The following is a 19,242-nucleotide window of genomic DNA, read 5'->3' as shown; positions in this document are numbered from 1 at the left end:
TGCCTTGGACTTCATCGAAAGCCGCTTCGATGCATCTTGCCGCAAGCCTTGGCCCCTCATCCGCCCCTCCGGGGCACCTTCTCCCCGGAGGGGAGAAGGAACTACGAAGCGGCCAGCGTGCGCTGCGCGGCTTCGACGATGCGTTCCGTGCTCGGCAGGTACTTCATCTCCAGGCGGAACAGCGGGATGTGGGTGTCGGGGCCAGTGATGCGCTCGACCGGGGCCAGCAGGTCGTACAGGCATTCCTCGGCGATGCGCGCGGCGATCTCTGCGCCGAAGCCGGCGGTCTTCGGGGCTTCGTGCACGATCACGCAGCGGCCGGTCTTCTGCACCGACTCGGCGATGGTGTCGAAGTCCAGCGGGGTCAGCGTGGCGACGTCGATGACCTCGGCGCTGATGCCCTGCTTGGCGAGTTCGTCGGCGGCTTCCAGCGTTTCCTTCACCTGCGCGCCCCAGGTCACCAGGGTGACGTCGGTGCCGTCGCGCAGCACGAAGCACACGTCCAGCGGCAAGGCTTCGCCGTCGTCCGGCACTTCTTCCTTGTACTGGCGGTAGATGCGCTTGGGTTCGAGGAAGATCACCGGATCGGGATCGCGGATCGCGGCCAGCAGCAGGCCATAGGCGCGTGCGGGCGAGGAGGGCAGCACCACGCGCAGGCCGGGGATGTTGGTGAACAGGTGCTCGTTCGCCTCGGAGTGGTGCTCCGGCGCGCGGATGCCGCCGCCCCACGGTGCGCGCCACACGGCCGGCACGGTGAGGCGGCCGCGGGTGCGGTTGCGCATGCGCGCGGCGTGGCAGGCGATCTGCTCCATCATCGGGTAGATGAAGCCTTCGAACTGCGCCTCGGCCACCGGCTTCATGCCCTGCACGGCCAGGCCCACGGTGACGCCAGCGATGGTGGTCTCGTCCAGCGGCGTGTCCAGCACGCGCAGCTCGCCGAACTTTTCCTGCAGGCCCTGGGTGGCGCGGAACACGCCGCCGTTGACGCCCACGTCCTCGCCCAGCACCACGACGCTGTCGTCGTGCTTCATCTCGTAGGCGAGCGCCTGGGTGACGGCTTCGATGAGGGTGATCTGTGCCATGGCTCAGTGGGCCTTCTGGTCGTACGAAAGGACGAGATCGCGCTGCTTGGCGAGATCGGCGGGGACTTCGGCGAAGGTGTAGTCGAACATCGCCGTCACCGGCTGGGTCTTGGTCTCGAGGTAGGCGTTCACCTCGTTGTCCATCCACTCGTCGCACTCGGCCTTCCAGGCCTCTTCCCTGGCGTCGTCCCACACGCCCTTGCCCACCAGCCAGGCGCGCAGGCGCTTCATCGGCTCCTTCGCCCAGGCGTCCTTCACTTCCTGCTCGCCGCGGTAGCGGCGCGCGTCGTCGGCGGTGGTGTGGTCGCCGAGGCGGTAGGTCACCGCCTCGATCACGCTGCCGCCTTCGCCGTTGCGGGCGCGTTCCAGCGCGTCTTCCATCGCCTTGCGCACGGCGATGATGTCGTTGCCGTCGACCTGGATGCAGTACAGGCCGGCGGCGATGCCCTTCTGTGCCAGCGTGGGCGCACCGGACTGGATCTTGCGCGGCACCGAGATGGCCCACTGGTTGTTGACGATCACCGCCACCAGCGGCAGGTTCTGCGCGCCGGCGATGTTGATGGCGCCGTAGAAGTCGCCCTTGGACGAGCCGCCGTCGCCGATGGTGCACACGGCCACGCGCTTCTCGCCGCGGATCTTGAAAGCCAGCGCGGAACCGGCCGCGTGCAGGCACTGCGTGGCGATCGGCACCGACCAGGCGAAGTCGTGGCGGGCCGGCTCGTTCTGGTAGTCGTTGCCGCGCTCGTCGCCGCCCCAGTACATGTAGACCTCGCGCGGCTGCACGCCGCGGTACAGCTGGGCACCGTATTCGCGGTAGCTCACGGCCAGCACGTCTTCCGGCTTCATCGCGCTGCCGATGCCGACGTGGGCAGCCTCGTGGCCCAGGCAGCTGGCGTAGGTGCCCAGCTTGCCGGTGCGCTGCAGCGCCACCGACTTGGCGTCGAACACGCGAGTCGACATCATCAGCTTGTAGAGCTCGACCATGTGGTCGAGGTCCTTGGCGAAGGCGGGCAGATCCTGGCGAACCTGCTTGCCCTCGGCGTCGAGGTATTGCAGGTATTCGATTTCGAACTTGGCGGCGATGGACACGACGCGCTCCCGTTGGTGACGAATGGGGTGGGGGCGGTGGCCCATCCAGTGGGGCCAGACACGCGAAGCTCCCTTGCCGGCGACCACCGTGGCGATCAAAACGGCCGGGAAAAGCCGCATATAGATAGCAGGCGGCCATGTTGCGTCGCAAGGCACGCCGCAGCATGCGGGAGGGTACGGGGCTCGCAAGAAACGGCGATGGCGCCACCGGTTACCATGCGTCTTTTGGGCAGCCGCGATCGACCATGACGGACAACCAGCGCGAACTCGAGGCAGGCATCGAGCGAGACCTCTCGGGACGCATGACCTATGCAGGCTACTTGCGGTTGGACACCCTGCTATCGGCGCAGCGACCGGTGTCCGACCCGCCGTACCATGACGAAATGCTGTTCATCGTGCAGCACCACGTGTCGGAGCTGTGGCTGAAGCTGCTGATCCATGAACTGCGTGCGGCGATGGCATTCATGCGCGACGAGCGCATCGGCCCGGCGCTCAAAGTGCTGGCGCGGGTGAAGCAGATTCAGCGCCAGCTGTTCGAGCAGTGGGCGGTGCTGGAGACGATGACGCCGCACGAATACCTCGCCTTCCGCGACGCGCTGGGGCCCTCGTCCGGCTTCCAGTCGGCGCAGTACCGCACGGTGGAATTCCTGCTCGGCAACAAGAACGCCGACATGCTCGCGGTGTTCGCGCACGACGCGACAGTCCAGCAGGGCCTGCGCGACACGCTGCATGCGCCCGGCCTGTACGACGAGGCGCTGCACTGGCTGGCACGGCATGGCCATGCGGTGCCGAGCGGCATCCTGGAGCGCGACGTCAGCCAGCCATGGCAACGCCACGACGAGCTGTTGCCGGTGTTCAAGCGCATCTACGAGGCGCCGGAAAGCTTCTGGACCGAGTTCCACCTGTGCGAGACGCTGGTGGACATCGAGGAGAACTTCCAGCTCTGGCGTTTCCGCCACATGAAGGCGGTGGAGCGCATCATCGGCCACCGGCGCGGCACTGGCGGCTCCTCAGGCGTGGGTTTTTTGAAGAAGGCGCTGGATCTCAGCTTCTTCCCGGAGCTGCTCGAAGTGCGCACGGTGCTAGGCACTTGAGGGCGATCATCCCTGATCGCGGGGATCAAACGGGTGGCCATCCAAGGCCGCACTTTTCGTGACCTTTGCGATCGTCCCTGATCGCCGAGATCAAACGGGCGGCCATCCATGGCCGCACTTTTCATAACATCCACTCGCACGCCACGGATCACTGGGGGAATGTCATGAGTCAGACCATCGAGGCCGGCAGCGCGCCGGATTATCCGCAGCTGTTCGGGCATCCGCGTCCGCTGTGGATGTTGTTCATGACCGAGTTCTGGGAACGTTTCGCGTTCTACAGCGTGAGCTGGGCGCTGGCGTTGTACATCGTGGCGCAGTTCTACCACGGCGACCCTTCGGGCCAGGCCTGGGCCAGCGGCATCTTCGGTGCCTATACCGCGCTGGTCTACGCCTCGGGCATCTTCGGCGGATACGTCGCGGACCGGCTGATCGGCTACCAGCGTTCGATCCTGCTCGGCGCGGTGGTGATGGCGGCGGGCCTGTTCGCCATCATGTTGCCGAGCAAGGAGGCCATGCTGCTGGGGCTGGCGATGGTGGTGGTCGGCAATGGCCTGTTCAAGCCGAACATCTCGTCGATGGTGGGCCAGTTGTATGGGCCCGGCGACGAGCGCCGCGACGCGGGGTTCACGCTGTTCTACATGGGCATCAATGCGGGTGCCTTCATCGCGCCGCTGGTGACGGGCTGGCTGGCGGGCTATTTCACCGATACGCCGATGCAGCAGAACTACCGCATCGTGTTCGGGGCGGCCGGCGTCGGCATGCTGCTCAGCGTGCTGTGGTTCTGGTTCGGCCGCCGCAGCCTGCGCGAGGTGGGGCGCCCGGCGCCCGAAGCCGCCGGCCTGATGCGCGTGCTGTGGGTGGCCGTTGGCGTGGTCGTGGCGATCCCGCTGGTGTACCTGCTGTTCTCGCGGATCGGCGCGGTCGGCCTGCAATGGCTGCTCGGCCTGCTGTTCGTCGGCGTGACGGCGATGCTGATCGTCGAGGCGGTGCGCCATGACCGTGTCCAGGTGGAGCGCGTCATCGCGATGATGATCGTGTTCGTGTTCAGCCTGCTGTTCTGGATGTTCTATTACCAGTTCGGCACCTCGTTCAACTTCCTCGCGGAGAACCTGGTCGACCGCCAGATGTTCGGCGGCTGGATGTTCCCGGTGGGCTGGTTCCAGTCGATGACGCCGTTGGGGATCATCGTGCTGGCGCCCGTCGTCGCCTTCGTGTGGTCGCGGCTGGCCAGGCGGCGCATGGAGCCGTCCATCCCGCGCAAGTTCGGCCTGGCCCTGGTCTTCAACGGACTGGGTTTCCTGGTGTTGATGTACGCGTTGTCGCATCTGCTGGGCAGCCGCGGCCTGATTCCCTTCTGGCCGCTGGCGACCTGCTACATGCTGCAGACCGTGGGCGAGCTGTGCCTGTCGCCGATCGGCCTGTCGATGGTGACCAAGCTGGCGCCGCCGCGCCTGGTGGGCCTGGCGATGGGCGGGTGGTTCCTGTCTATTGCCGTGGGCGGCAACCTGTCGGGCCTGCTGGCGGCCCGCATCAGCGGCGAGACCGGCATGACCGCTGCGTCCGCATTGAGCGGATTCACGTTCTGCTTCTGGGTGCTGACGGGCGCCGGCGTCGTGCTGCTGCTGATCTCGCCGCTGATCAACCGGTTGATGCACGGCGTGAAGTGACCGGGACCGAACCCGGGCCATGGACGGCCCGTCGTCATGCGCGCGGATGCGCGCATGACGGAGCCTTGTCCGGACTCGGCCCGGGCAAGGCGGGTCCCGGGCAGGGCAAGAGCCCTGTCCCGGGACATCGATAACGGCGCTGGCTCAGCCTTCGTGGTCGTCGGGCATCAACTTGTCGAGGATGCACCGCAGCCACGCCTGCTCCTCCGGCGCCAGCCGCGCCAGCAACTCCCTTTCCCGCTGCCGCGCCATCGGCGCCACCTCGTCGTGGATCTTCCAGCCGGCCGCGGTAAGCCCCAGCACCGAGCGGCGCTTGTCGTTGGCATGGATGTGCCGGCGCACGCGCCCGGCGGCGACCAGCCGGGCCAGCGCGCGGCTCACCGCCACCTTGTCCATCGCGGTGCGCTCGGCCACCTCGCGTGCCGAGAGGCCGTCGAAGCGCGCCAGCACCGCCATCACCCGCCATTCGGTGACGCTGAGGTCGTGGCGGGCCTGGTAGTCGTCGGCGATCGCCTGGCTCACCGTGTTCGACACGATGGAAAGCTGGTAGGGCAGGAAGCGTTCCAGCTCCAGCGGGGCGTGGTCGGGATGGCGTCTGGTGGGCACTGGTGCGGTGTTCCTTGCAGTTGGTTACAAATGAAACTATAACTAGTGCGCTCATCCATGATCGCGAAGATCAAACGGGCGGCCATCCATGGCCGCATTCTTCATGAAAAGCGCGTGCTGGACGTGGCGCACCGATGGCGTGGGGCATGTAGCCATCCGCTGCGGCAGTTTTCACGAAAAGCACGCTTCGCGTTAGCGCCCCTGGTGCCAAAAGCATTCGGCGGCGCAGCTTGTTCCCCCATCGTAGCCCGTCGGAGAAATCGCATGACAGCCCAGCCCAACCTCGGCATGCAGGTCACCACCTTCGAGAACCCGATGGGGATCAACGGTTTCGAGTTCGTCGAGTTCGCCGCGCCGGAGGGCCGTGCGCACGAACTGCACGAGCTGTTCCGCAGGATGGGCTTCACCGCGGTGCTGAAGCACAAGTCGCGGCCGATCACGGTGTACCGCCAGAACGACGTGAACGTGCTGGTCAACGAGGCGCCGGATTCCTTCGCCGCCGATTTCGCCGCCAAGCACGGTCCCTGCGCCTGCGGCTTCGCCATCCGCTTCCGCAAGCCCGCGAACGAGGTGTTCGACGCCGTGCTCGCCAACGGTGGCGAGGCGGTGGGCGACCAGGCCGACAGCAAGGCGGTGGACGCGCCGGTGGTGAAGGGTATCGGCGACTGCATGCTGTACCTGGTGGACCGCTACGGCGACCAGGGCAGCATCTACGACGGCGACTACGAGCCGGTGGCGGGCGTGGCGCAGGACCCCGCGGGCTTCGGCCTCACCTTCATCGACCACCTCACGCACAACCTGTACTTCGGCAACATGCAGAAGTGGTCGGACTACTACGAGAAGCTGTTCAACTTCCGCGAGATCCGCTACTTCGACATCAAGGGCGCCAAGACCGGCCTGGTGTCCAAGGCGATGACCGCGCCGGACGGCATCGTGCGCATCCCGCTCAACGAGTCCAGCGACCCGAAGTCGCAGATCAACGAATACCTCGACGCGTACCACGGCGAGGGCATCCAGCACATCGCGATGTTCACCGACAACATCTACGACACGGTGGAGGCGATGCGTGCGCAGGGCGTGGAGTTCCTCGACACGCCGGACACCTACTTCGACGTGGTGGACCTGCGCATCCCGGACCACGGCGAGGACGTGCCGCGCCTGCGCAGGAACAAGATCCTGATCGACGCCGACCCGGAGACCAAGCAGCGCAAGCTGCTGCAGATCTTCACGCAGAACAACATCGGCCCGATCTTCTTCGAGATCATCCAGCGCAAGGGCAACGAAGGCTTCGGCGAGGGCAACTTCCAGGCACTGTTCGAGAGCATCGAGCGCGACCAGATGAAGCGCGGCGTGCTTTGATCCTTGAAGCCCCTCCCCCTTCGGGGGAGGGGTTGGGGAGAGGGTCCGGGTATGCCGGAACGCATCAATCCGCCACTGCCGACACGAACGCGTGAGCAGTCGCGTGGATTGCGCAGATCGGCCACGGACGCGGAACAGAAGCTCTGGTTCCACCTCCGTGGTGGCCGGCTCAACAACCTGAAGTTCCGCCGCCAACACCCCATTCCACCCTACGTTGTGGATTTCTACTGCGAGGCAAGGAAACTCGTCGTGGAACTGGATGGTTCGCAGCATGACGAGACTGTCGATCGTGCGCGTACGAAGTTCCTCGAATCTTGTGGTCTGATGGTCCTGCGTTACTGGGACAATGATGTCCTGCAACAGACGGAAGCGGTGCTCGAGGCAATCCTCGGTATCGCTGAAAACCGAACCCTCACCCCAACCCCTCTCCCGGAGGGAGAGGGGCTCAAAGGCGAAGAGCGATGAGCGTGATGGCTTCCCGCAACTACCAATCCGGCTTCGCCAACGAATTCGCCAGCGAGGCCATCCCCGGCGTGCTGCCGGAAGGCCAGAACTCGCCGCAGCAGGCGGCGCACGGCCTGTACGCCGAGCAACTGTCGGGCACCGCGTTCACCGCGCCGCGCCACAGCAACCGGCGCAGCTGGCTGTACCGCATCCGCCCGGCGGCGATGCACCAGCCGTTCGAGGCGATGGCGCCCGGTCGCTTCCACAACCGCTTCGACGAGGTGCCGGCCAGCCCCAACCAGCTGCGCTGGAATCCGCTGCCGCCGCCCACCGCGCCCACCGACTTCGTCGACGGCATCGTCACCATGGCCGGCAACGGCGGCGCGGCGGAGCAGTCGGGCATCGGCATCCATCTGTATGCGGCCAACCGCTCGATGCAGGGTCGCTACTTCTACGACGCCGACGGCGAGCTGCTGATCGTGCCGCAGCAGGGCCGCCTGCGCCTGGCCACCGAGTTCGGCGTGATCGAACTGGAGCCGCTGGAGATCGCGGTGATCCCGCGCGGCGTGCGCTTCCGCGTGGAGTTGCTGGACGACACCGCGCGCGGCTACATCGCCGAGAACTTCGGCGCGCTGCTGCGCCTGCCCGACCTCGGTCCGATCGGCAGCAACGGCCTGGCCAACCCGCGCGACTTCCTCGCCCCGGTCGCCGCCTACGAAGACGTGGAAGGCGACTTCGAGCTGGTGGCCAAGTTCCAGGGCAACCTCTGGCGGGCGAGGATCGACCACTCGCCGCTCGACGTGGTGGGCTGGCACGGCAACTACGCACCCTACAAATACGACCTGCGCCGCTTCAACACGATAGGCTCGATCAGCTACGACCACCCGGACCCGAGCATCTTCCTGGTGCTGCATTCGCCCAGCGACACCGCGGGCGTGAGCAACATGGATTTCGTGATCTTCCCGCCGCGCTGGCTGGTGGCGCAGCACACCTTCCGCCCGCCGTGGTTCCACCGCAACATCGCCAGCGAGTTCATGGGCCTGGTCACCGGCGCCTACGACGCCAAGGCCGAGGGCTTCGTGCCGGGCGGCGCCTCGCTGCACAATTGCATGAGCGGCCACGGCCCGGATGCCGCCACCTACGAGAAGGCCTCGACGCGCGACCTGTCGCAGCCTGACGTGATCACCGGCACCATGGCCTTCATGTTCGAGGCGCGCCGCGTGCTCCATCCGACCCGGCAGGCGCTGGAGTCGAACGAGCTGCAAGGCAACTACCACGAGTGCTGGCAGGGCATCCACAAGCATTTCACCGGCAAATAGGCGCCGGGCACCCCATCAACCGAGCACGAAGGGGCCGGCGCCATCGCCATGGTCCGTGGAGCAAAACATGAAACTGGGTTCCCTGAAAGAAGGTGGCCGCGACGGCACCCTGGTGGTGGTCAGCCGCGACCTCGGCATCGCGGTGAAGGCCGCCGGCATCGCGCCCACGCTGCAGGCCGCGCTGGACGACTGGTCGAACGCCGCGCCGCGGCTCAATGCGCTGTCCGATGCGCTCAACGGCGGTACCGCCGAAGGCACGTTCCCGCTGGACATGGTGCAGCTCGCCGCGCCGCTGCCGCGCGCCTACGAATTCGTGGACGGCAGCGCCTACCTGCCGCATGTGGAACGTGTACGCAAGGCGCGCGGTGCCGAAGTGCCGGCCTCGTTCTACACCGACCCGCTGATGTACCAGGCCACCAGCGCCGGCTTCCTCGGCCCGCGCGATGCGGTGGTGGTGCCCAGTGAGGACTACGGCATCGATCTCGAGGCCGAAGTCGTGGTGGTTACCGACGACGTACCGATGGCGGCCACGCCCGAACAGGCCGCCGCGCACATCCAACTGGTCGGTCTGGTCAACGACGTCTCGCTGCGCGGGCTGATTCCTGGCGAGCTGGCCAAGGGTTTCGGCTTCCTGCAGAGCAAGCCGCGCTCGGCGCTGTCGCCGGTGCTGGTGACGCCGGACGAGCTGGGCGCGAACTGGCAGGGCGAGAAGCTGCACCTGCCGATGCGCACCTGGTTGAACGGCGCCTGGTTCGGCGAGGCCGAATGCGGCGTGGACATGCAGTTCAGCTTCGCCGAACTGGTGGCGCACGCGGCGAAGACGCGGCCGCTCACCGCCGGCACCATCGTCGGCTCCGGCACCATCGCGAACCAGGACACCTCGAAGGGCGCCTCCTGCCTTGCCGAGCAGCGCACGGTGGAGACATTGCGGGACGGCAAGCCGAGCACGCCGTTCCTGAAGTTCGGCGACACGCTGCGCATCGACGTCACCGACCCGCAGGGCGCCTCGATCTTCGGCGCGATCGAGCAGCGCATCGCGCCGCTCAAGCGCTGAGCGTGACGTGCGCCGGCTCGCATGCCGGCGCACACTGGGCGCCCCGTCTCGCAGCGAGGTGCCCCCATGCATTACAGCCGCCTGTGTGCCCTGGTATTGGACTGCAAGGTCGATGACCTGGGCGATGCCGCCAGGTTCTGGAGCGCGACCCTGGGCAAGCCCATCGTCGCGCTCGACCAGGATGGCGACGGCCGCTACGCCGAACTGCGCACGGCGGACGACGAGCCGCTGATCCTGCTGCAGAAAGTCGATCACGAGAGCCGCGTGCACCTGGACATCGAAACCGATGATCTCGAAGCCGAGGTGACGCGGCTGGAGCAGTTGGGCGCGCAGCGCATCGCCTTCGTGCGCCAGCGCTGGTGGGTGATGGAGGCGCCCAGCGGGCAGCGCTTCTGCGTCGTGCGCAAGCAGCGTGCCGCGTTCGAGCCGCACCTCAACCGCTGGGACTGAGCATTCTCAGTAGTCGCGGATGTCCAGCATCATGAAGCAGCGCACGCTGTAAGGCTCCGCGGCCGGCGGCCACGCCACGGCGGCGAGGGCGCGGTCGCCCGCCGGCCACGACTCGTTGTCGAGCCGTGCCTCGATGGTGGTTCCGCCGTCCGCCTCGCGGCGCAGGAACAGCCGCACCCAGTGCATCCGCGGCGCCAGCACTTCGCTGCGCAGCGCGGCGATCAACGGCGCCAGCGCATCCGCCGGCAGCGTCACGGCCGCGCCCTGCACGACGAGCGGGCCGATGAACGCATCCCAGCCATGCACGCCGCCGGCCCACGAATCCAGCTGCAACTTGCGCGCGTCGGTGACGTACCAGCATGCGGCCAGCAACACGTGCAGGCTGCCCTGCTCGAAGCGCTGCAGCGCGTCGCGGCAAGCCGCGTCGCCGGTGCCGATGCCGGCGTAGCTTTCCTCGATCTGCTGGTCCTCGCCGAGCACGATGTCGAGATCCAGCCGTCCCGGGGCCGCGCCTGCGGCGTCGTGCCAGCTGGCGCGGATCGCGGGGAAGTCGCCGTCGGTGAGCAACCAGTCCTCGTCGGGTTCGAGTTCCACCTCGTGACGCTCGAACAGGCGCAGCAGGTGGCGTTGCAGTGTGGCGGTGTCCATGGGGCGATTCCGTGTGTGCCCGCGCTTCAGCGCGGGCGATGCCAGAACAGGCGGCGCAGCGGCAGCGCCAGTGCGAGCACGCCGGCGAACGCCCCGTAGCCGCACAACGCTGGCAGCACCTGCTGCCAGATCGCGCCGCTGGCGCGGCGGCCGGCCTCGTCGAGCCCGGGCAGTTGCACCGCGTCGTGGCCGAGCAGGCCGGCACAGATCGCGGCACCGAAAGCCAGCAGCAGCGCCAGCACGTCGAACAGCCGCCGTGCCGGCGTGCGCGGCAGCGACTTCGGGTAGTTCGCGTAGGCCCAGCCGAGGATCAGCAGCCATGGCGCGAGCAGCAGCAGGGCGAGGTAGCGCATCGGGGCGACCGGCTCAGTCCTGCGCGGCCAGCTGTTCCAGCGCCTCGCGCAGGCGCGCGTGCAGCTCGTCGCCGCCGGCCTGCGGGGTGCGGGCGACGGCTTCGCCGTCCAGTTCCAGCACCAGCGCCGCGCCGTCTTCGCGCAATACGGCCGCGTGGCCCAGCGTGCGGATGCGCTGCTGCAACACGCCGGCGGCCTTGGGGTCGGCGAACGGCATCGACAGCAGCAGTTCCTCGCCGTCGGCGGCGAACAGGCGGAAGCGGAAGCCGGCGTCGCCGTCGCGGAAGCTGGCGAAGCGCGGCGACTTGCCGGCCCTGGCGGCGGCCGGCTTGGCGGCCCTGGCGGCGGGCGCCATCCCCATCGCGCGCAGGCCGATGGCATCGCGGATCGCCGCGAGCTTCGGCGTGGCGACGGTGCGGGCCTTCGCGGCACCCTTGCGCAGGATCACTTCGATCTCGTCGGGCCTGGCGATCAACGCCTCGTAGCGTTCGCGCATCGGCGCTACGTCGGTCTCGATGCGCTCGAACAGGCGCTGCTTGGCCTCGCCCCAGCCGATGCCGTCGACCAGTGCCTGGCGGAACGCCGCGCTTTCGGCGTCGCCGGCGAAGGCGCGGAAGATCGTGTACAGCGCGGAGCTGTCCGGGTCCTTGGGTTCGCCCGGCGCGCGCGAGTCGGTGACGATGCGCATGATCGCCTCGCGCAACGCCTTCGCGCCGCCGGCGAACAGCGGGACGGTGTTGTCGTAGCTCTTGGACATCTTGCGGCCGTCGAGGCCGGGCAGGGTGGCCACCTGTTCCTCGATCACCACCTCGGGCAGCACGAAGAAATCGCGGCCGTGGATGTGGTTGAAGCGCTGCGCAATGTCGCGCGCCATCTCGATGTGCTGGATCTGGTCGCGGCCCACCGGCACCTGGTGCGCGTCGAAGGCGAGGATGTCGGCCGCCATCAGCACCGGGTACATGTACAGGCCCGCGGTGACGCCGGCGTCCGCGTCCTCGCCCGCCTCGGCGTTCTTGTCCACCGCGGCCTTGTAGGCATGCGCGCGGTTGAGCAGGCCCTTCGCGGTGACGCAGGTGAGGAACCAGGTCAGCTCGGGGATCTCGGGGATGTCCGACTGGCGGTAGAAGGTGACGCGCGCGGGATCCAGCCCGGCGGCCAGCCAGGTTGCCGCGATCTCCAGCCGCGAGCGCTCGATGCGTGCGGCATCGTCGCTCTTGATCAGCGCGTGGTAGTCGGCGAGGAAGAAGAACGCATCCACGTCCGCGCGCCGGCTGGCGTTGATCGCGGGGCGGATCGCGCCCACGTAGTTGCCCAGGTGCGGGGTGCCGGTGGTGGTGATGCCGGTGAGGACTCGGGTCTGCATGCTCGGGATTCGGGATTCGGGATTCGGGATTCGCATCAGCGCAGCAGGGTGGATTTGCCGAACAGCGACTCGACCAGGTCCACCGCGAGCTTCGCGGTCTGGTTGCGCTTGTCGAACGCCGGGTTCAGCTCGACGATGTCGAGCGAGCCGAGCCGGCCGCTGTCGGCGATCATCTCCATGCACAGCTGCGCCTCGCGGTAGTTCGGGCCGCCGCGCACCGTGGTGCCCACGCCGGGCGCGATGATCGGGTCGAGGAAATCCACGTCGAAGCTCACGTGCAGGTGGGTGTCGTCGTCCATGCCGGCGAGCGCCTGCTCCATCGTGCTGCGCATGCCCATCTCGTCGATGCTGCGCATGTCGTGCACGACGATCTGCGCCTCGCGCACCAGCCGCTTCTCGCCCTCGTCCACCGAACGGATGCCGATCTGGCGGAACACGTCGGGCGTGGTCGCCGGCACGTGGCCGCCGATCTGCACCAGCTCGGCGGGGCCGTTGCCGCACAGGCAGGCCACCGGCATGCCGTGGATGTTGCCGGAGGGCGTGATGGTGGCGGTGTTGAAGTCGGCGTGCGCATCCAGCCACAGCACGCGCAGCTTCCTGCCCTGCTCGCGGCAGTGGCGCGCGATCGCGCTGATCGTGCCGATCGCCAGGCAGTGGTCGCCGCCCAGCATGATCGGCAGGTGGCCCTGCGCCAGTTCGGCGTGGATCGCCGCATGCGTTGCCTGGTTCCACGCCGTCACTTCGGCGAGGTGGCGATAGCCGTTCACCGGCGGCAGCCAGGGGTTGTGCGGGCCGTGCAGGTTGCCGCGGTCGACCACTTCCAGCCCGCGCGCGCGCAGCTTTTCCGCGATCTGCGCCACGCGCAGCGCCTCCGGGCCCATGGATGCGCCGCGATGGCCTGCGCCGATGTCGGTGGGGACGCCCACCAGGGCGATGGTCTGCTTGCTCATGTTGCTGGTGTCCACGTCGATGACTTGCAGCCATCAAGTGTAACGGGTCGGCTGCAACGGGGCCGTTTCGAGCGGGGGAGGGGTCTGCCGGCAGCAGGAATCGAACCCGCGACCTACTGATTACAAATCAGTTGCTCTACCAACTGAGCTATGCCGGCGCAGCGAGCGATTCTAGCAGGGGATGTTCAAAAGCAGGATGTGCTGTGCGAGCCCACGCCGTCGGCGTGGACGCGGCTGTGCCAGTCTATGCCGCTGCCTTCGGCCACCAGGTCCAGCCAGTATTGCGGCGCGGTTTCGCTGCGTTCGGTGATGCGGGCGGGAAAGCCGGCGGTGACCACCTCGGCACGGCGCTTGCGCGCGTTGTCCTGGTCCTTGAACAGGCCCAGCGAGACCGTGTTGGGCTGGTCGCCGCCGCCGACCACGAAGTAGTCGCTGATGCCGTGCGCGGCGAGTTGCCTGGTCAGGGCCAGCGCCTGCGCGCGGCTGGCGGGCGCGGGCAGGTAGACCCACCAGCTGCGCGACTGCGCGACCTGTTCCTGGCGCGAGCGCATGCGCCTGGCGACGGGCGTGAGCGCGGTGCGCGCCTGCAGCAGGTCGTGCGGCGTGGCGAACGGGCCGAGGGTGAGGCAGCGCAGCCCGGCGCTGCCGTCCGTGCCGGGCGTGTCCGCGTCGTCCGCACTCGTGGCCGCGGGGGGCGGTGCCGGCGTCGAGGTGCCGGCGGCAGGCGCCGCCGTGGCTGCCTGCGCGGGCAGCTCGGAAAGCAGGCGCAGTTCCGGCACGCCGGGGTCGGTGGCCGCAGGCACGCGCGCATACGGCTGGCCGAGGAACAGCCAGGCCCCGGCCACGATGTTGAGCATGACCAGCAACACGAACAGCAATCGCAGGAACATCGATCCCCCGTCATTCACGCCAGCGGCGTTCGCCTATTGTGCCGCGGCCCAGGCCGCCAGTCCGCGCAGCACGCCGTCGTGGACGAGTTGCGCGGGGGTGGCGAGCAGGGGCAACAGGGTTTCCGCGTCGCCGCCGCCCAGGCGCAGCGCGGGCGCGCCGCCCAGCGCGGGCGCCATGCGCGACGCGAAGCGTTCGACCAGCGCCGCCGCCGCCAGCCAGCAGCCGGAGGCCACCGCGTCGGCGGTGTTGTCCGCCGCCTCGACGATGGTGCCCGCGTGCGCGGGCCGCACCTGCGCGGTGGCGCCCAGCAGGGACTGCTGCATCAGCCGCGGCCCCGGCGCGATCAGGCCGCCGAGATGGCGGCCGTCGGCGGCCAGCGCATCCAGCGTCAGCGCGGTGCCCACGCCGGCCAGCACGCAGGGCGCGAGGCCATCGGCGCGGGCGGCGAGCATGGCGAGGAAGCGGTCCACGCCCAGCCGCTGCGGCTCGGCATAGGCGTTGCGCACGCCGCAGGCCTCGGCGGGCGTGCGCAGCCATTGCGGTTCACGCGCGAACGCGGCGGCGACGCAGGCGGCGACCTGTCGTTCGCGCGCGGCATCCACCACCGAGGCACCGAACACGGCGCTGGGCGGCGCCAGCGTCGACCACGCGGCGGCCAGGCTTGCCGCCACGTCCTCGTTCCACGCCACCGCGCCGCCGGCGAGCCGGTCGCCGTGGCGCTGCAGCGCCCACTTCAGGCGGGTGTTGCCCAGGTCCAGGAGCAGCTTCACGCGCGGCGCACCGTGACGTCGGCGCTGTCGATGCGCTGCGTCTCGCCGTCGGGCAGGCGCAGCAGCAGGGCGCCGCGGCCGTCCACGCCGGCGCCGGTGCCATCGCGTTCGCCACCGGCGCCGCTGAGCCGCAGCGACTGGCCGTGCAGCAGGTCGTGGCGGGCATATTCGCCGGCGAACGCGGCGAAGCCTTCGCGCTCGAACTGGCGCAGGCCTTCGGCCAGGGCGGCGATCAGTGCGGCGGCGGCGCGATTGCGGTCCGGCGGCGCGCCGCCGGCCAGCGCGGCGAGGTCGCAGGTCGGCTGGCCGGCCTGCCCGCGCAGCGCGTCGGTGAGCCGCAGGTTGAGGCCGATGCCGATGACCGCGGCGCAGGGGCCCTGATATTCGCCGCTCAATTCGACGAGGATGCCGGCCAGCTTGCCGGGCGCGGCGCCGGGTGCGGCCGCGAGCACGTCGTTCGGCCACTTCAGGCCCGCGCCCGTGATGCCCAGCGCCGCCAGCGTGCGCAGCACGATCACGCCGATCGCCAGCGACAGGCCCGACAGCGCGGCGAAACCGGCATCGAAGCGTTTCACGCAGGACAGATAGATGTTCAGCCCCGGCGGCGACAGCCAGGGGCGGCCGCGCCGGCCACGCCCCGCGCTCTGCGTCTCGGCCATCAGCACGGACAGGTCGGGTGCGGCGGCGCCGCGGCGCTGCAGTTCGCTGGAGGTGGAATCGAGTTCCCAGTGCACTTCCAGCGCGCCCAGCTGTGCGGCGAGGCCGGCGGGCAGGGCGGCGCGGATGCGTCCGGCATCCAGCAGCTGTACGGGCCACGGCAACCGGTAGCCGCTGCTGCCGCCGGCCTCGATCGGCACGCCGCGCGCGCGCAGCGCCTCGATCTGTTTCCACACGGCGGCGCGGGTCACGCCCGCCCTGGCGGCGAGTTCGACGCCGGAGCGCGACTCGCCCGCGGCCAGTTCGGCCAACAGGTCGGCGGCTTGCATCAGGAGAGGGGGAGGGTGGCACGCATCCGGCGGATTCTAGCCGGGCGCGGCGGGGCCGGCAGCGGCACTGGCGCCGGCGCCCGGGTTTCTGCGAGGATCGGGAATCTCGCCTGCGCATCAAGGGGTACCCAGTCATGCGTGCCAGACATTGGATGATCGGTTGCCTGATCGGCTTGGCCGGCATGGGCACGGCCATGGCGGCGGACATGGGCGACCGCGACGTCGCCACCCCCAGCCGTTCCGCGGCGGACAACGGCGCGCGCGACGCCAGCGGCAATGCCGCCAGCGACGCACTGGGGCTCAACCGCGACTGCACCCCGCCCCGCCGTGGCGGCGATGCGGACAATGCGGATGCCGATGGCCGCGGCGCTGGCAGCGGCGAGCATGGTGGCCGGATTTCCGCGCCCACGACCGCGAAGCCGGCCACGCTGGGCTGGCAATCCCTGCTGCCAGGCTCGATCCAGTAGGAGCGGCGCGCAGGAGCGGCTTCAGCCGCGACAGTTCTTGATGACCCTATCGCCGTGGCTTTGCTGCCATGGGCCTTGTTGCCATCTATCGCCATGGCCCCGGCCGCGATTGGCGGACCGCTGAAGGAATTGGCCCGACCAGGGTGGGTCGTGGTTGAAGCCACCGCGACAAAGCCAATCGCGGCTGAAGCCGCTCCTACTCGGGGGGCAGCTTCACGCTGAAACGGGCGCCGCCGAAGTCGGGGGAGCGGTCCACCGTCAGTTCGCCGCGATAGGCGCGCACGATGTCCTGCACGATGGACAGGCCGATGCCGTGGCCCTGCACGCGTTCGTCGCCGCGCACGCCGCGTTGCAGCACCTTCTCGATCTTGTCCTCGGCGATGCCGGGGCCGTCGTCCTCGACGCTGAGCAACAGGCCGGGGCGGGCGCGGCCCGGTTGCGGCTGTTTCTGCACCACCAGCAGCACGTGGTGGCGCGTCCACTTGAACGCGTTTTCCAGCAGGTTGCCCATCAGCTCCAGCAGGTCGTTCAACTCGCCGTGGAAGGAGGTGCCGTCCTCGATGTCGAACTCGCACAGCACGTTCTTGGCGGCGTAGACCTTCTCCAGGCTCTGCACCAGGTCCTCGGCGTGGCTGGCGATGGGAATGGCGGCGGCGAAGGTCTGCCGGCCCGAGGTGGCCGCGCGCGCCAGCTGGTAGGCGACCAGCTCGTCCATGCGGCGCACCTGGTCGAGCACGCTGCGCCGGGCGGGGTCGTCGCCGACGGATTCCATCTGCGAGCGGATCACCGCCAGCGGCGTCTTCAGGCTGTGCGCGAGGTCGGCGAGGGTGTGGCGGTAGCGCGTGCGCTGCTCGCGCTCGCTGTCGATGAAGGCATTGATGCGCTCGGTGAGGCCGGTCAGCTCCAGCGGGTACTGGCTGTCCAGGTGGTCGCTGTCGCCACGCTCGACCCGGCTCATCTCGCTGGCCACCTTGCGCAGCGGGGTGAGGCTCCAGCGCAGAAGCAGCAGCTGCAGCACGATCAGCATCACGCCCAGCACCGACAGCCACAGCGCCAGCGTGCGCCGGTACACCGCGTTCTCGCCTTCGAACTGCTGCTCGGTCTGCGCCACCATGACGGTGGCGGGCGTCGACTTGCTGCCGTCCAGCGAGTCGAACGCCACGCCCGTGGCGTAGTAGTACACCCGGCCCATGCGGGTATCGATCGGGCCGGCGAACTGGTGCTGGCCCACCGGCAGCGGCTGCAGGAAACTGAAGTTGCTGTCGAGCGCCGAGACGGATGTCCAGCGGTAGCCGTTCGGTCCCAGGATCATCGCGTACAGCCCCGAGCCGGGCTGGGAGAACTTCTGCGGCGGCGAATCGGGCGGCAGCAGGCGGCCGTCGCGGTTGACGTCGGTGTGCGTGATGATGTCGGCGAGGGCGGCGTCGCTCAGGCGTTCCTGCAGGTTGTTGAGCGCACTCTTCTGCTTGGCCACGGACATGGCCACGCCGACCAGCCCGAGGAAGGCGGCCAGTACCAGTCCGGTGGTGATGGCCGAGCGCGCCGCCAGCGAGAGCGGGCGGCGCGGCGCCCGCTCACTCGTCGTCGCCGTCGGTGCGGGGGATGGCAAAACGGTATCCGCGTCCACGCACGGTCTCGATGGGCTTGAGGGCGCCTTCAGGGTCCAGCTTGCGGCGCAGGCGGCCGATGAAGACTTCCAGCACGTTGGAGTCGCGGTCGAAGTCCTGCTGGTAGATGTGCTCGGTGAGGTCGGCCTTGGAGACCAGCTCGCCGGCGTGCAGCATCAGGTATTCCAGCACCTTGTACTCGTAGCTGGTGAGGTCGACGATCTTGTCTTCCACCGTCACCGTCTGCGCGGTGGTGTCCAGCTTGATCGGGCCGCAGGCCAGCACGGGCTTGGACCAGCCGCTGGCGCGGCGCACCAGCGCGTTGATGCGCGCCAGCAGTTCCTCGACGTGGAACGGCTTGACCAGGTAGTCGTCGGCGCCCTGCTTGAGGCCCTCCACCTTGTCCTGCCAGCCGCCGCGCGCGGTGAGGATCAGCACCGGGTAGCGCTGGCCGGCCTCGCGCAGGGCCTTGATCAGGTCCATGCCGGACATCTTGGGCAGGCCCAGGTCGATGATGGCGAGGTCGAACGGCACCTCGCGACCGAGGTAGAGCGCCTCTTCGCCGTCCTGCGCCGCATCGACGGCGAAGCCGTCGCGCTTCAGGCGTGCCGCCAGCGTCTCGCGCAGTGGGGCTTCGTCTTCCACCAAGAGGATGCGCATCAGTGTCTCTCCTTGCCTCCGGCGCGCCGGCCGGACGGGTTGCGGTTTGGTTGGGCGGACTGCCGGATGCTGTCGCTGCCACTGGACGGTATGTTCATCACCTGCACGTGGCCTTCCGGCGTGAGCACCTTGATGCGGTACTCGGTGCGGCGGTCATAGTGGCGCGATTCGGCCGACAGCACCTGTCCCTTGGATTCCAGCTTGGCCTTGTTCACGGCTTCGCCGAGGCTGAGGTCGCCGGGCTTGGCCTGCGCCTGCGCCTGCGCGAACGCCGGGCTCATGCCCAGCGCCAGCGCCAGCGGCGCGAGCAGCGGGAGGATGCGGCGGGTTTTCATGTCATGCCTCGACCATGGGGGATGTCTCTGGTCGTTCAGTTTGGGCGA

21 protein-coding genes and 1 tRNA gene are annotated in these 19,242 nt (G+C 68.8%); 8 read left to right on the top strand and 14 right to left on the bottom strand.

Going from position 1 to position 19,242, the window contains the following annotated elements; genetic code table 11:
* Window positions 1-101: 101 nt before the first annotated feature.
* Both IHE47_RS10995 and pdhA read right to left on the bottom strand, forming a co-directional pair.
* Window positions 102-1,082 (bottom strand): alpha-ketoacid dehydrogenase subunit beta, encoded by a 981-nt coding sequence (locus IHE47_RS10995; RefSeq protein WP_192105931.1) that lies wholly within the window; start codon window positions 1,080-1,082, stop codon window positions 102-104.
* A gap of 3 nt (window positions 1,083-1,085) precedes the next feature.
* On the bottom strand, window positions 1,086-2,171 hold the full coding sequence (gene pdhA / locus IHE47_RS10990) for a pyruvate dehydrogenase (acetyl-transferring) E1 component subunit alpha (RefSeq protein WP_192105930.1): 1,086 nt from the start codon (window positions 2,169-2,171) through the stop codon (window positions 1,086-1,088).
* Window positions 2,172-2,416: 245 nt separating this feature from the next.
* Here pdhA and IHE47_RS10985 point away from each other — a divergent pair, with 245 nt between their 5' ends.
* Complete coding sequence (locus tag IHE47_RS10985; protein WP_192105929.1) at window positions 2,417-3,265, top strand: tryptophan 2,3-dioxygenase family protein; 849 nt, start codon at window positions 2,417-2,419, stop codon at window positions 3,263-3,265.
* Window positions 3,266-3,429: 164 nt separating this feature from the next.
* Window positions 3,430-4,932, top strand: coding sequence for an oligopeptide:H+ symporter (locus tag IHE47_RS10980; RefSeq protein WP_192105928.1), 1,503 nt, complete (start codon window positions 3,430-3,432; stop codon window positions 4,930-4,932).
* Between the two features lie 144 nt (window positions 4,933-5,076).
* Here the strand turns inward: IHE47_RS10980 and IHE47_RS10975 are convergent, their stop codons facing one another.
* Complete coding sequence (locus tag IHE47_RS10975; RefSeq protein WP_192105927.1) at window positions 5,077-5,538, bottom strand: MarR family transcriptional regulator; 462 nt, start codon at window positions 5,536-5,538, stop codon at window positions 5,077-5,079.
* Window positions 5,539-5,802: 264 nt separating this feature from the next.
* Here IHE47_RS10975 and hppD point away from each other — a divergent pair, with 264 nt between their 5' ends.
* From hppD to IHE47_RS10950, 5 genes are all read left to right on the top strand, one after another.
* Window positions 5,803-6,897: a 4-hydroxyphenylpyruvate dioxygenase gene (gene hppD / locus IHE47_RS10970; protein WP_192105926.1), complete on the top strand. Its 1,095-nt coding sequence runs from the start codon at window positions 5,803-5,805 to the stop codon at window positions 6,895-6,897.
* 51 nt (window positions 6,898-6,948) lie between these two features.
* A complete protein-coding gene (locus tag IHE47_RS10965; RefSeq protein ID WP_192105925.1) occupies window positions 6,949-7,362 on the top strand; it encodes a DUF559 domain-containing protein in 414 nt (137 codons plus the stop codon).
* Window positions 7,359-8,660: a homogentisate 1,2-dioxygenase gene (gene hmgA / locus IHE47_RS10960; protein WP_192105924.1), complete on the top strand. Its 1,302-nt coding sequence runs from the start codon at window positions 7,359-7,361 to the stop codon at window positions 8,658-8,660. Before IHE47_RS10965 ends, hmgA begins: the two co-directional genes overlap by 4 nt.
* Window positions 8,661-8,727: 67 nt before the next feature.
* Window positions 8,728-9,714 (top strand): fumarylacetoacetate hydrolase family protein, encoded by a 987-nt coding sequence (locus IHE47_RS10955; RefSeq protein ID WP_192105923.1) that lies wholly within the window; start codon window positions 8,728-8,730, stop codon window positions 9,712-9,714.
* A gap of 66 nt (window positions 9,715-9,780) precedes the next feature.
* Window positions 9,781-10,164 (top strand): VOC family protein, encoded by a 384-nt coding sequence (locus IHE47_RS10950; protein WP_192105922.1) that lies wholly within the window; start codon window positions 9,781-9,783, stop codon window positions 10,162-10,164.
* Window positions 10,165-10,170: 6 nt separating this feature from the next.
* On the opposite strand, the gene IHE47_RS10945 is transcribed toward IHE47_RS10950, so the two are convergent.
* From IHE47_RS10945 to IHE47_RS10910, 8 genes are all read right to left on the bottom strand, one after another.
* Complete coding sequence (locus IHE47_RS10945) at window positions 10,171-10,812, bottom strand: DUF6348 family protein (protein WP_192105921.1); 642 nt, start codon at window positions 10,810-10,812, stop codon at window positions 10,171-10,173.
* Between the two features lie 26 nt (window positions 10,813-10,838).
* Entirely contained in the window at window positions 10,839-11,165 is a 327-nt protein-coding gene (locus IHE47_RS10940) for a hypothetical protein (RefSeq protein ID WP_192105920.1), read from the bottom strand.
* Between the two features lie 13 nt (window positions 11,166-11,178).
* Entirely contained in the window at window positions 11,179-12,528 is a 1,350-nt protein-coding gene (locus IHE47_RS10935; protein WP_192105919.1) for a tryptophan--tRNA ligase, read from the bottom strand.
* Window positions 12,529-12,563: 35 nt separating this feature from the next.
* Window positions 12,564-13,478 (bottom strand): arginase, encoded by a 915-nt coding sequence (gene rocF / locus IHE47_RS10930; RefSeq protein WP_192105918.1) that lies wholly within the window; start codon window positions 13,476-13,478, stop codon window positions 12,564-12,566.
* Between the two features lie 85 nt (window positions 13,479-13,563).
* Window positions 13,564-13,636 (bottom strand) — tRNA-Thr (locus tag IHE47_RS10925).
* A gap of 27 nt (window positions 13,637-13,663) precedes the next feature.
* Window positions 13,664-14,368, bottom strand: coding sequence for an SPOR domain-containing protein (locus IHE47_RS10920; RefSeq protein ID WP_192105917.1), 705 nt, complete (start codon window positions 14,366-14,368; stop codon window positions 13,664-13,666).
* A 33-nt stretch (window positions 14,369-14,401) separates the two neighbouring features.
* On the bottom strand, window positions 14,402-15,139 hold the full coding sequence (locus tag IHE47_RS10915) for a type III pantothenate kinase (protein WP_192105916.1): 738 nt from the start codon (window positions 15,137-15,139) through the stop codon (window positions 14,402-14,404).
* Window positions 15,136-16,125 (bottom strand): biotin--[acetyl-CoA-carboxylase] ligase, encoded by a 990-nt coding sequence (locus IHE47_RS10910; RefSeq protein ID WP_192105915.1) that lies wholly within the window; start codon window positions 16,123-16,125, stop codon window positions 15,136-15,138. The genes IHE47_RS10915 and IHE47_RS10910 overlap by 4 nt, the downstream gene beginning before the upstream one ends.
* Window positions 16,126-16,259: 134 nt before the next feature.
* Between IHE47_RS10910 and IHE47_RS10905 the strand changes: the two genes are divergently transcribed.
* Window positions 16,260-16,592 (top strand): hypothetical protein, encoded by a 333-nt coding sequence (locus IHE47_RS10905; protein ID WP_225561770.1) that lies wholly within the window; start codon window positions 16,260-16,262, stop codon window positions 16,590-16,592.
* A 196-nt stretch (window positions 16,593-16,788) separates the two neighbouring features.
* Here IHE47_RS10905 and IHE47_RS10900 read toward each other — a convergent pair whose 3' ends face one another.
* From IHE47_RS10900 to IHE47_RS10890, 3 genes are read right to left on the bottom strand one after another with little or no spacing between them, the layout of a single operon-like run.
* Window positions 16,789-18,201, bottom strand: coding sequence for an ATP-binding protein (locus IHE47_RS10900; RefSeq protein WP_192105914.1), 1,413 nt, complete (start codon window positions 18,199-18,201; stop codon window positions 16,789-16,791).
* Entirely contained in the window at window positions 18,167-18,859 is a 693-nt protein-coding gene (locus IHE47_RS10895) for a response regulator transcription factor (protein ID WP_192105913.1), read from the bottom strand. Before IHE47_RS10895 ends, IHE47_RS10900 begins: the two co-directional genes overlap by 35 nt.
* Window positions 18,859-19,194 carry a hypothetical protein gene (locus IHE47_RS10890; RefSeq protein WP_192105912.1) on the bottom strand — a complete coding sequence of 112 codons (336 nt, stop codon included), beginning with the start codon at window positions 19,192-19,194 and terminating at the stop codon, window positions 18,859-18,861. Before IHE47_RS10890 ends, IHE47_RS10895 begins: the two co-directional genes overlap by 1 nt.
* Window positions 19,195-19,242: the final 48 nt, after the last annotated feature.

Source organism: Rhodanobacter sp. DHB23, assembly GCF_014842975.1.
In the GTDB taxonomy this organism is placed as follows: Bacteria; Pseudomonadota; Gammaproteobacteria; order Xanthomonadales; family Rhodanobacteraceae; genus Rhodanobacter_A.
This window is presented reverse-complemented; position numbering and strand designations above follow the sequence as displayed.